Source organism: Nostoc sp. PCC 7524 (assembly GCF_000316645.1).
Classification (GTDB): Bacteria; Cyanobacteriota; Cyanobacteriia; order Cyanobacteriales; family Nostocaceae; genus Trichormus.
On the sequence record NC_019684.1, the window covers coordinates 603,477 to 616,242 of the forward strand.

The window sequence follows — 12,766 nt, forward strand, 5'->3', positions numbered from 1 at the left end:
GAAAGTTTTGTTAATACATCAAACAAAAAATCTTGTAATATTTAACAGATAACTAACTTTAATTGGAAAATAAAGTTAACTATTACTAGATAGCATTTACGTGTTTAAGTTACAGCATAAAGATTATTACATTGCAATCAGCAGTCTTGCTTTAATTAGGATAGGAGCTTAATTTGTGCTGATTTTAGTGAAGTCTAGTGTCTATTGTTCAAGTATTTTAGTCAGCAATATTATCTTAATATATTTGGGTTTCTAAGATGATTTTAACTATATCTTTAGCTTGGCTACAACTGGCTAGACAAAAAGTTCGCTTTTGTGTAGCCTTAACGGGAATTGCTTTTATTGCAGTATTAATGTTTGTACAAATTGGTTTCCAAGATGCTCTATATACCAGTGCTACACAGCTGCATCATAATCTCGAAGGCGATTTATTTATCATTAGCACTCAATATCAATCTTTGACATTACATCAAAGCTTTTCACATCGGTATTTATATGAAATATTAGGGTTTGATTCTATAGAATCAGTTACCCCTTTATATATGCAATTTGCTAAATTAGAAAATTCTATTAATGGATTGAAATTACCAATATATGTTTTAGGCGTTAATCCAGTTAGAACAGGTTTAAAATTACCAATCAGTCAGGAAAATCTCAGCTTAATACAACTACCATACATGGTTTTATTTGACAGAAATTCCAGACCAGGTTTTGGTTCAATTGTGCAAGATTTTGAGGAAGGAAGAGATGTAACAGTTGAAATGTTTAATTATACTTCATCAATTGGTCATAAAGTAAAAGTTGGTGGATTATTTAGCCTAGGGCCATCTTTTGGGGTGGATGGAAATTTAATTGTTAGCGCCTCGACTTTTTTCCAAATATTTCCAGATCGTTCAGCACAAAATGTAGATATAGGCTTAATTAAACTCAAACCCAATACTAACACCCAAGAATTTTTGGCTCATTTGTCAGCTAAATTGCCTCAAGACGTAATAGCAATTACGCATCAGGATTTTATTAATTTAGAAAAAAACTATTGGCAGGTCAGAGCGCCTATTGGATTTGTGTTTCAATTGATGGTGACTATGGTATTTATTGTTGGTGTAGTCGTAGTCTATCAAATTCTTTATAGTAATATCTCTAGTCATTTAGCTGAGTATGCAACTCTCAAAGCAATGGGATTTAAAAATAAATATCTTTTAGTTGTAGTTTTTCAACAGTCTTTAATCCTAGCACTTTTTGGTTACATACCTGGCTTTGCTATATCTACAGGTTTGTATGATGTAGCAAAAAATACTACTAATTTACCGATTAGTATGAGTGTAGATAAAGCAGGTATAGTATTAGTCTTTATAATTTTAATGTGCTTGGCATCTGGTTTCATATCTACAAAAAAACTACGTAATGTAGATCCAGCTAACTTTTTTTAATCTCATTTACTTAACTTAATTTCTTGTGTAATATGCTCACAACAGACTTTATTGTTAGCATCAGAAACCTTAACCATTACTTTGGTAATCAAATATTGAAAAGTCAAATTCTATTTGATATTAATCTCACGATTAAATATGGAGAAATTGTTACCATGACTGGTCCTTCGGGTTCAGGAAAAACAACCCTGCTGACTTTAATTGGTGGATTACGTTCTGTACAGAAGGGGAGTCTAAAATTTCTCAATCAAGAGCTTTATGGGGCTAGTAATGAAAAGTTAGTACAAATACGTAGTCAGATTGGCTATATTTTTCAATCGCATAACTTACTAAATTTCCTAACATCTCGGCAAAATGTTCAAATATCGCTGGAATTAGACAAAAATATAGATAAATTGGAAGCTCGTAGAAAAGCAGAAGCTATGCTCCATGCTGTTAAATTAGGGAATCGAATGAATTATTATCCATCTGAACTGTCTGGAGGCCAAAAGCAACGGGTAGCAATTGCCCGTGCTTTAGTAAGACATCCTAAATTAGTTCTGGCTGATGAACCTACTGCTGCATTAGACAGTAAATCGGGGCGAGATATTGTTAACCTCATGCAGCAATTAGCTAAGGAACAAAATTGTTCCATCTTAATGGTTACTCATGATAGTCGAATTTTAGATATATCTGATCGAATAATTCATATAGAGGATGGCCGATTAATTAAAGAAGTTTCCTGACACCTTTACAAAAGATTGTCATGATATCTTAGCGATCAGTTAAGGCTCTATCCTAATTGTCAGAGCCTGACTTTTTTCAGAAATATATATAGTAATTACCTGAACATTATTAATACTAATTTAAATTAGTTATTATAGGTTCAAATGATTAATAAATTAGTTCCTTATCTCAGGCTTGTTAATATAGTTATTATCTTCATATTTATATTAACCAATAATTTCATAGCAGGCAGAGCGAATGCTAAAAAAAAGTCAGACCTAAAACTGCCAGAATCTAGCAAATTTGTTAACACAATCATAGAAACAAGAACTGAAAATAATTTATTTCTTTTTTTAGACAATTTAAAACCTACAATTATTACACAAGAACCTAAGACTATACAATCAAAGATTCATAAGAAGCAGAATCGAAAGCTAATTCTGCAACACAAGAATTTAACACCATTTATTTTAAACGCAATTACTAATAATGAATTTAAATATTATTGGAGTATTGATTATCAAGACAAATTTACTGTCCAAAATGCCAATTTTAATTTCATAGAAAACACCAACAAAATTGAATTTTCAATTAAGTTCTCATCAGAATATTCTGTATTTAACCGATTTGTATTTGCCGATTTTCCCCAACCAGACCAATTTTATTGGGTATTACCTGGCAATCGAATTGTAGTGGTAAACCGAGGTTGGCAGAGTGGAGTTTTATATCAAGGAGAATCAACAGATGTTCAAACCATACAGAAAATTAGTTTGGATCAAACAATTGGGACTATGGAAGCAGCTTTCTCTCTTCCCCAATCTTTCCAAGAATCAACAGATAGTATTAACCAATTTGCTATTGAAGGAATTGTAGAGGAAACAAGTAATCCAGTAGGTGTTACTGCTGCTCCTATTATTACCGATAGTCAACGTAAGTTATATGACTTAAATTCCTTATATGGTGATGATTTAAGCGAAATACAAAATAATTTAGAAGTTAGTCAAAAACTTGAAACCTACAGTTGGCATAGATTGTATTTTAGTTATCCTCAAAATCAAACTTTATTAGAATACGATTCTTCAGAAGCTAAAGTAACCTACACTAATATTTATGTCAATCCAGGAATGTCTTTATTTTTAACATTTTCTGATAGAAGAATAGATGAATTACAAAGTGCAAATTCTACGCTAGGAATGCTCGTTGGAGGCATTTTTAGATTAATTGATTTTCCGAATTTAACACAAAGTTTGGAGGAAGCTCAAGAACGTTTCTCCCGACAAGAAAGTTTGGCAAATTTATACTCTAAAGCCACACCAGAGCAAAGAAGACAAATTTACCAAACACTAAATAGAACCCTATTATTAGGTAATCGTACCAGTGGATTAGAACAAATTTCTGGCACAGTATCCTTTCCTAGTATAATTACACCCAATAGCTCCAGTATTTTACAAATACGTACTGGTAATCATCGACGAGCAGTTCAGTTTTTAGATGAAAGACGTACTTGTAGAAATGAAGTTTCTCATAACAGTTTTGGTGGTTTGACATCTGTTATCTCTCCTGTTTCTGCACAACAAATATCTAACCATTCATCAGATACACAGATGGATTTAATTACACTTAATGGTGAGCAGTATGTTCAAAATTGGAGTTCATTTGATATAACATCAGTTCCAATTGATATTCTTTCGTTCAATATGGCATTTGACTGCCTTGGATCAAGTCAAGATAGTCAACTCATAAGTTATTTACAAACTTTTGATGGATACTTATCTTTACCTGCTATAGAAGGTTTATGGACTGGTTCTTCTGGCAGATGGAATTACAGTATTAATTTAGGTATGTGGTTTAACCTCAATGCAAACACCGCACTTAATATAACAAATAATTTTGGTTTTTTAGAGCCAACACTAGGTATTTATACAAATGGAGCATTGAATTATGTCGATACTCATGTAGAGATTGATGCAGAAGGTGAAACTCAAGCTATTACTACCAATATTCCATCCTTGCAATTTGCTTGGAATAGTGCGGCTGATTTTCAAAATCCGGCTTATCTAAATTTGAGCTACTTTTTTTCTAGTCAAGATAGAAATAAAAATTATTCTCTATCCACAGCTATTATGCTTATGGATGATCAATACAGTCTTATCCCTTCTGGATTTCTACAGGGTAAATTAGGATTCAATACAGGTTTAGAATTTAGCACTTCTTTAGATATAGGAGAGCAGTTTTTTTACACATTAGAAAGTATTCAACAAGTAAATACTCATTGGTCTTTAGGAATTTATCTACAGAACTTTAGAAATATTGATCGAGGTATAAAAAACCGAGATATAAATTTTTCATATGGCTTGATAATTCAGCATGATACCCCAGGTAGTAGTTCTTTTTGGGAGTCACGTATTGGGATGAATGGAGATATATTTGAAGTCAATTTTGAAGGAGGTGTGAGATTTTGATATTTGTTTTGTAAATGGTCGTCAAGTATATTTATTACAAGGTAATTTACACGATCACAGCACATTCAAACCCCACTAATATCCTAAAATTAATCATGTAATATACACAATTTTCGACTCATCACAATACACACAACTACAACTATCAAAGCAACTTCAGCTAACAAAAATGCTGCTATTGATGTAATTCCTACCTCTTGAATGAGTAAAGATACTAAAGCTGTACCGCCAGCAGTACCACCAAAATATAGTCCTGTACCTAAACCTAGATTACTAGGGTGAAATTTAGCTAATATCACAGGAAGAATACTGATAATAACTAAGCCAAGGCTGATACCAAAAGCCAATATAAACCCAATGACTAATGTATGGCTGTCGTTCAATACTGCCAACCCCATCAAGGCTGTCATAGTTCCTAAACCCAGTAAAATCGACTTATCAGCACATCGTTTATCTGTCCAATCCCCTAAAGGAATCGAAGCGATCGCAGATACTAAAAGGATGGCAGAAGTAATAAATTCTACTGTCAAGTTTGGTAGTTGTGTTTGCAATTGTTGCGGAAATATAGATAACAGTAAATTTACTTCTACTCCTGTAGCTACACCAATGACAAATATTACAACCAACATCTCTACAGGAGTATTCACAGATTGATCATGAGTTGATCTAGATGGGTAGAAAGAATTTTTGGGAGTCAACGATCGCAAAATGTATGCGCCTAAAACTAAAGCGATCGCTCCTAATAGAAAAGTCAGCGATGCACCCATACTATGCAGCACAGTGTTCAACAATGGCTCTGTAGCCCTGATCGCTCCCAAGACAAACACTAGCAACGCATTAGCCTGGGGTAATTCGGTTGTGGGTACTAATTGAGTTAATAGTGCGATCGCTGGGCTGCGAAAAATGATGATTGTCATCACCCAAGCAGTCATTAAAACTGGCACAATCCAACGTATATCTGTGGACAAATTCTGCTCTACTAACAGTGATACACTCACAAAAATCAAACCTGCTAGCACTACTCCCACACTAATCATTGGTAAGCGGCTACCCCAACGCTGTTGGATGCGATCTGATAGTCCCCCAATCATCGGTTCTATGAATGCTGCAAGTAATCCTTGTAATATTCCTAACCAGCCTATTAGTTCAACAAATTCTAATTTTTGTAAAATAATTGGCTGATAAAAATTATAGGACATCCAACTCAAGATGATCGCTGCTAGTAAAGCAGCTAATCCCCAAACTTGTCGCCATAAACTTTCAGGTCGGGTATTGACAGAGTGAAACATTATTTTGTCTGATTCTTCTTCATGGGTGATGGGATTGTCTGACAAATTTTATTACTAAGATTGCATGAGCAATTACATATCTTTTCGTGGTAGTAAAATCACTCCTTACAAGATATCACACAACAACAGCACCCATATCGTAAAGAGTTTGCAGAATTATTACATCAAAATTTATGCAATAATTATCTAAAAAAAAGTCATATTTATAATTACATATCAAAAAAATAGATGCTATATACTAGAAATATTTAATTAGGTGGTTGCATCTTTACCCAATTAACTGCCCTCTGCCATTTAATCCTGATTTTATAAGTTTTTATATCCAGTTTAACTGTATTACTTTAAAATTTAATTTTGGATTTTTTCTGTTATAAACAATACAATAATTTGAATAAATTCGCAGGTGAATTTATCTTGATAAGTTTGTTATTTTTAACATAAATAATTCTTGACTTTGTAACCCTCTCAACTCAGCACTCCCCAACGCCACTTGCTACAAGTCGGCATAGCTGCCCAACGCAGTGACTTCTCACCACTCAGCACTGACTTGATCCCCAAGATACCAATCCAAGATAGGATGGACGTTGATTTACGTAGGTTTGACATAATGCTTATGAATCGCTATTGGTCGCGTCTGCTTGCCTTAATTTTAGTTGCAGTGATTGGCTTAGTGGGCTGTGGTAGCCTGGATAGCCTGACAGGGGATTATCGCCAAGATACGTTGGCTGTAGTCAATATTTTGAGAACAGCCATAGAATTACCTCAAGATTCCCCAGAAAAAGCGGCAATCCAAGCAGAAGCCCGACAAAAAATTAATGATTTTTCTGCTCGTTACCAAAGGGTTAACTCTGTTTCCGGACTCAGTTCCTTTACCACCATGCGAACCGCCCTTAACTCCCTAGCCGGACACTACAGTTCTTACCCGAATCGCCCTGTACCAGAAAAACTCAAGAATCGCTTAGAGCAAGAGTTTAATCAGGTAGAAGCGGCACTAAGACGAGGTGCTTAAACAGTTAAGTAATCAACTTGACATCAGGATGTGGGCAGAAGGGGAAATGAGGAAGAGAGACTAGCGATCGCCCACCCAAATTTCTGTGATTGGTAGATACTCAAGATTCTCCACCTCCCCCTGTCCTCTTAATCATTAGGTGACAAAGCACACAAATATCCCCTTAGTAGGATGTTATGGCTGAAGTAGCTTTAATAAAACTTTAATAACTTCACAAATAAACATTCATTCACATCATGGGGGCGAAGCAGTCTTTCCTCGTGTAGACTGCAAAACCCCTATTTTGGGAATACAACATTTAATACACATTCGCCAGTTTAGGGGAATGGGTGTAAATTGTTGCTTGCTTCTATTTTTTAGTTAGTTATGTCTAACTTTCCTTTGAACCGTGGCAGAGCGAAATTATTTTATCAAAGACTGTTCGCTGCTATATGCAGCAGCAGTATATTGCTTCTGTACCTAAGTAGTCAACCAGTACAGGCACAACTAACAGCGCATTGTCAATTATCACAGACAGCAGTCAAAACAAAAGAAAACTTACGCCTATTAGCACTCAAGGGGAATAAAAATGCCCAAACACGCTATCAGCAGTTAATTAAAAAACACGCTCAGGAAATACAGCAGTGTCGCCAACGCACCTGGCCAAACATCCAAGCCCTTTGGATACGTTTATATCCCTGCGATCTGAAGCCAGGGGCTATAGACCAAATTATGGATCGGATTGTCAACGGTGGTTATAACCAAGTCTATTTAGAAGTGTTCTATGATGGACGAGTATTATTACCCGCAGCCGCTAACCCCACAGTTTGGCCTTCAGTAATTCGCAATCCGGGAGCAGAAAAAGTTGATTTGCTGGCTACAGCCATTCAAAAAGCCAGACAACGGGGGTTAAAAGTTTATGCTTGGTTGTACACGGCTAATTTTGGCTATAGCTATGCCTTGCGACGAGATAGAGAAGGGGCGATCGCTCGCAACGGTAAGGGTCAAACTAGCTTATATGTCGTCAATGATAGCAATCAAGTATTTATCGACCCCTACAACGAACAAGCCAAACGCGACTACTACCGCATGGTACAAGAAGTCTTACGCCGTCGCCCAGATGGTGTATTGTTCGACTATATTCGTTATCCCCGCCAAGCAGGTAGTGATTCCATTGCTACCAAAGTGACGGATTTATGGCTATTTACCAAGGCTACCCAAGAAGCATTATTTCGTCGCGCCCAAAATAACAAAGGACTAGAGTTGATTCGGCGTTTTTTAGGCAAAGGATATGTGACAACCGGAGATATTAGCGAAGTTGATCAACTCTATCCCCAAGAAAATGAACCTCTATGGCAAGGACGTGTTCCATCATCACAAGAAAAATCCCTGCTGTCACCTAGCGATAGACAACCACTACTGCAAATGGAATTATGGTTGTTGGCTGTAGCCCATGCTATGCAAGGGATTGTAGATTTTGTCGCCTTAGCCAGTCACCCAGCGAAACAACAAGGCATTCCCTCTGGGGTGGTATTTTTCCCAGAAGGCAATCAAAGTGTGGGACAAGGATATGATTCCCGCTTGCAGCCTTGGGATCAGTTCCCTAATTCCTTGCAGTGGCATCCCATGTCTTATGCAACTTGCGGTAACGTTAGCTGTATTGTGGAGCAAGTGCAACGGGTATTGAGTTTGGCCAAGCCAGGGACAAAAATCATTCCGGCTTTAGCTGGCAAATGGGGAGGAGAGATCAGTAATCGTCCGTCATTAGAAGCACAAATGCAGGCATTGCGACAATATGCCCCCAAACTCAAGGGAGTCAGCCACTTTGCATATTCTTGGCAGTATCCAGAACATGATAGCGATCGCAAGGCTTGCCGTAGTCAGTAAGCGTTAGAGGTGAGAGACTAGAAACTATAGTATTGAATTGAATTGAATTTTCACCCCCGCCAATCTTCCAATTGTGTGGCTAAAAAATAACGCACATGATCAACAAAAGTTGCACCCCATTGTCTAGTCCCATGTCCCATTCCAGGAACGACATAACAAGCACCATCGGGAAAGTTTTGAGCGCAAGCACGGGCATCTTTAACATTTACCATTGGGTCGTTAGCACCAATTAAAAAACGTACTCGACGCGGTAATTTGACTGATGCAATATAGTTCATGGGATTGCATTTCCACGCAAATTCATCTTGATATTTGAGATTATTAGCTAGTTGCAAAAGTTTGATTACAGGTGTTAAATCAGGTTGCAATCGGTCTAAAATTGACTCTGCTAATCCACCCACAGGAGACGCAGCGATATCTGGTAGAAAGTTATACCCCCAACTTTTAGCAAAGGATTTGAGATCCGCATGGCCAATAGTTCCCAATAATCTCTCTCCTAAACCATTGGCTGTAAAAGCGTAGGCGGACAGCAACACACCCATACTCACCCCAAATAATGCCAGTCTAGAATCACAAAGTCCATAGCGATCGCCGCAAAATTCCCTGACTCTAGCGATATCATTCGCTGTGCTGCAAAATATCGACAGCAGCATGGCTGTATCGAAAGCAATTCCCTGGTCAAGTAAGGGTTTAATCTCGTGCTGTGCCAGACTTGTAAAGGTGCGTACTAAACTCCGTTCACCGGCTAAGGGGGTATCGAATAAAGCTACTGCTATACCCATTTGGGTGAGTGTGGGGATAATAAAAGCATTCCAACCATAGGGCGCACACATCCCTTGTAAACCTATGACTAAGGGTGTGTCCTGTCTGGGGCGATGGTGTGGCAAAAATATCGCCACAGGAAAGCCGCTTAATTGTTCATCGATGTCACTTACCCCAGTATAAGGATAAGGCTCATAAAACCAATAGCGATCGCCTCTTACTCCTTCAAAAGTAATTGTATCCGGTGCGTAAATCGGCATATTGTGGTAGATAAAAACAGTAATGGTTAATCCTGTGACTAAGATTAATTTACTTTGTTTCCATCCAGTTTTCACCTGCTCTGACTTCTACTAACAACGGCACACTTAAATTTACTGCTTTTTCCATGACGGATTTAATTTGTGGTTGTAATTCTTCCCACTCATGGGGGGGAACTTCAAAGACTAATTCATCATGAACTTGTAGTAATAACCGCGCTTGATAGTTTCGCAAAACTTCATGCAGTTGCACCATGGCAATTTTGATAATATCTGCACTCGAACCTTGAATTGGTGCATTGGCGGCGGAACGCAATAAGCCTGCATCGTAAGCACCTAAATTTTTTAATTTACTCAAGTCAATATCTGCTGGATTGCTACCTTTGAGCTTGCGTAAACTGTTGCTGGTAAACTCAAAATAACGCCGACGACCAAGGATAGTTTCGACATAACCTTGAGAGATTGCTTGTTTTTTCACTCCTTCTAAATAAGCGAAAACTTCAGGGTAGCGATCATTAAATCGTTTAATAAATTCATTGGCTATGTTTTTATCAATTCCTGTAGAACGGGAAAATTTCAGCGAACCCATGCCATAAATTACACCAAAGTTAATTGTTTTGGCGATTCTACGTTCATCGGCTGTAATATCTTCTTTTTCAAAGACCAACTTTGCTGTCACCGTATGAATATCTTCATTCTGCTGATAGGCTTGCACTAAAACTGGTTCTTGACTTAAATGTGCCAAAATTCTTAATTCAATTTGCGAGTAATCAGCCGCCACCATTAACCAATCTGATTCCGGTAAAAATGCTTTGCGAATTTGGCGACTAAAGGCTGTCCGAATGGGGATATTTTGCAAATTGGGATTAGAAGAAGATAGCCTACCAGTTGAGGTTGCTGTTTGATTAAAATTAGTATGTACTCTGTGGGTATCTGAACGGACTAATGCTGGTAAAGCATCTACATACGTAGACTTTAATTTAGATAAAGTCCGATACTCAATAATGGCATTAACAAAACCTGTTTCATCAATTTCTTGCAGTTTTTCTAAAGTGGCTGCATCTGTAGAATAACCAGTCTGAATTTTCCGTGAATATTTGGTACTTAAACCTAATTTTTCAAACAATATATAACTTAGTTGTTTAGGAGAACCTAAATTAAAACTTTCTCCGGCGATTTCCGTCGCTTGCTCATGTAATTTGGCTAGATCTGTTTCTAATTGCTGGGAAAGTTCTTGTAAATAAGCAGAATTAATCCGGACTCCAGTATATTCTATTGCTGCTAAAACTGCTTCTAGGGGCTGTTCTATCTCTGTTAATAGTTGAGATAAAGCTGGAATTTTATCTAACTCTTCGCGCATTTTCGGCACAAGTTGCCATGTTGCATAGACTTGCAAACAGCAATAATGAGCTACAGCCGAAATATTTATATCTGCGATGGTTTTACCTTTAGGAACTAAATCAACATAATTGGTTAATATTAATCCCAAATAACGCAAAGCTAAATCAGTGAGATTATGGCTAGTATCTGGATTCAAAACATAACTAGCCAACATAGGGTCAAAGACAATTCCCGCCAAGTTAATTCCTTGAGTGCGAAAAACTAAACGGTCAAATTTACCGTTTTGAAAAGTTTTGGGATATTTAGCATCTTCTAGAATTGGTTTTAGTGCTTGGAGTGCGACATCTTTATTTAAGTTATCTCCAATTTTATGAGCCAGGGGAATATAGGCTAATTCATCAGGTGCAGTTCCCCAACAGCAGCCAATACCGACTAATTCAGCGTCTCTAGGTTCTAAATCACTGGTTTCTGTATCCCAAGCAACGGGATTCTCTGTATTAGTGAATGTCTGTAATATCGCAACTAATTCTGTGAGTTTTGCCTCAGTATTAATGATGTGTGGTTGAATTGGAGAATCAACTGGTTGAGAGACAGCTGCTGTGTCATCAGCACTGAAAAACCATAGGTCTTCATCTTCTTCATCTGTACTGATTGATGCGGCTGGTATTTCTTCAACTTGTCCACCAAACTTTTGCTGTAGGTCGCTGATTTTTTTTAAATAGGTGCTAAATTCTAACTTTTCTAAGATGGGGATGAGAACACTATGATCAAAACCTTGCAGTTTGCTATGTTCTAAATTGACTTCTAGGGGAACATCTACAACTATTTTGGCTAAATATTGAGATTTATATGCGTCTTCTTTCCCCTCTATCAGTTTTTTTTGAGTTGCGCCTTTAATATCATTGATTGCTGCGTAAATCTGCTCTAGGGAATCGTAAGTATTAAGTAATTGGACTGCGGTTTTTTCTCCAATCCCCCTTACACCGGGAATATTATCTGATTTATCCCCACACAAAGCTTTAAAATCAACAACTTGTGTGGGTAAAATACCAAGTTTGGCTTTAACTTCTTCTGTACTGAATTCAGTGATGCTATTTGTAGCTCGCTTAAGCGCATCCGGGCTAAAATTTAAAACAGTAATTTCCTTAGCGGGGTCGATGAGTTGAAATAGATCGCGATCGCCTGTTAAAATCTTCACCCTATACCCAGCCGCAGTGGCTTGCTGTGCTAATGTCCCTAATACATCATCAGCTTCATAACCAGGTGCGGTGTAAATTGGCAGATTGAAACCTGCGAGTAACTCGTGCAGATTTTTTAAATCCGGGACAAAATCTTCTGGTGTTCCTGGACGATCAGCTTTATAGGTATCGTCGGCTTCGTGGCGAAAAGTTGGCAAACCCAAATCAAAAGCAACTGCCATTGCTTGCGGTTGTTGTGTATCCATGACTTCCAAGAGTGACTTGAGAAAGCCAAAACATACACTGGTAGGAATTCCCGTTTTAGTACGCAGTCCACCGTCTCGTCCTTTAGCGAAAGCAAAGTAAGAACGAAAAGCCAAGGAGTGTCCATCCACGAGGATGAATGTAGGACGGGTAGTGGTTACAGAAGTAGAAGTTTGAGACATAGGCTTATTTTGACATACTCC

The 12,766-nt window shown here is 37.5% G+C and carries 9 protein-coding genes; 5 read left to right on the plus strand and 4 right to left on the minus strand.

The genetic code is table 11. From position 1 onward, the window contains the following. Positions 1-257 precede the first annotated feature (257 nt). From devC to NOS7524_RS02575, 3 genes are all read left to right on the plus strand, one after another. On the plus strand, positions 258-1,430 hold the full coding sequence (gene devC, locus NOS7524_RS02565; protein ID WP_015136900.1) for an ABC transporter permease DevC: 1,173 nt from the start codon (positions 258-260) through the stop codon (positions 1,428-1,430). A gap of 32 nt (positions 1,431-1,462) precedes the next feature. Continuing rightward, on the plus strand, positions 1,463-2,155 hold the full coding sequence (locus tag NOS7524_RS02570; RefSeq protein WP_015136901.1) for a DevA family ABC transporter ATP-binding protein: 693 nt from the start codon (positions 1,463-1,465) through the stop codon (positions 2,153-2,155). 144 nt (positions 2,156-2,299) lie between these two features. Then, positions 2,300-4,597, plus strand: coding sequence for a hypothetical protein (locus NOS7524_RS02575; RefSeq protein ID WP_015136902.1), 2,298 nt, complete (start codon positions 2,300-2,302; stop codon positions 4,595-4,597). A gap of 89 nt (positions 4,598-4,686) precedes the next feature. On the opposite strand, the gene NOS7524_RS02580 is transcribed toward NOS7524_RS02575, so the two are convergent. Both NOS7524_RS02580 and NOS7524_RS29805 read right to left on the minus strand, forming a co-directional pair. Next, positions 4,687-5,931, minus strand: a complete 1,245-nt coding sequence (locus NOS7524_RS02580) for an MFS transporter (protein WP_235622391.1) — start codon at positions 5,929-5,931, stop codon at positions 4,687-4,689. A 420-nt stretch (positions 5,932-6,351) separates the two neighbouring features. Then, positions 6,352-6,492 carry a hypothetical protein gene (locus tag NOS7524_RS29805; RefSeq protein WP_171815338.1) on the minus strand — a complete coding sequence of 47 codons (141 nt, stop codon included), beginning with the start codon at positions 6,490-6,492 and terminating at the stop codon, positions 6,352-6,354. Position 6,493: 1 nt separating this feature from the next. Here NOS7524_RS29805 and psb27 point away from each other — a divergent pair, with 1 nt between their 5' ends. Next, on the plus strand, positions 6,494-6,895 hold the full coding sequence (psb27, locus tag NOS7524_RS02585) for a photosystem II protein Psb27 (RefSeq protein ID WP_015136904.1): 402 nt from the start codon (positions 6,494-6,496) through the stop codon (positions 6,893-6,895). Between the two features lie 366 nt (positions 6,896-7,261). Beyond that, positions 7,262-8,761 (plus strand): family 10 glycosylhydrolase, encoded by a 1,500-nt coding sequence (locus tag NOS7524_RS02590; RefSeq protein ID WP_015136905.1) that lies wholly within the window; start codon positions 7,262-7,264, stop codon positions 8,759-8,761. A 50-nt stretch (positions 8,762-8,811) separates the two neighbouring features. Here NOS7524_RS02590 and NOS7524_RS02595 read toward each other — a convergent pair whose 3' ends face one another. Both NOS7524_RS02595 and polA read right to left on the minus strand, forming a co-directional pair. Beyond that, a complete protein-coding gene (locus NOS7524_RS02595) occupies positions 8,812-9,783 on the minus strand; it encodes an alpha/beta hydrolase (protein ID WP_041555510.1) in 972 nt (323 codons plus the stop codon). Between the two features lie 49 nt (positions 9,784-9,832). Further along, positions 9,833-12,745 carry a DNA polymerase I gene (polA, locus tag NOS7524_RS02600; RefSeq protein ID WP_015136907.1) on the minus strand — a complete coding sequence of 971 codons (2,913 nt, stop codon included), beginning with the start codon at positions 12,743-12,745 and terminating at the stop codon, positions 9,833-9,835. Positions 12,746-12,766: the final 21 nt, after the last annotated feature.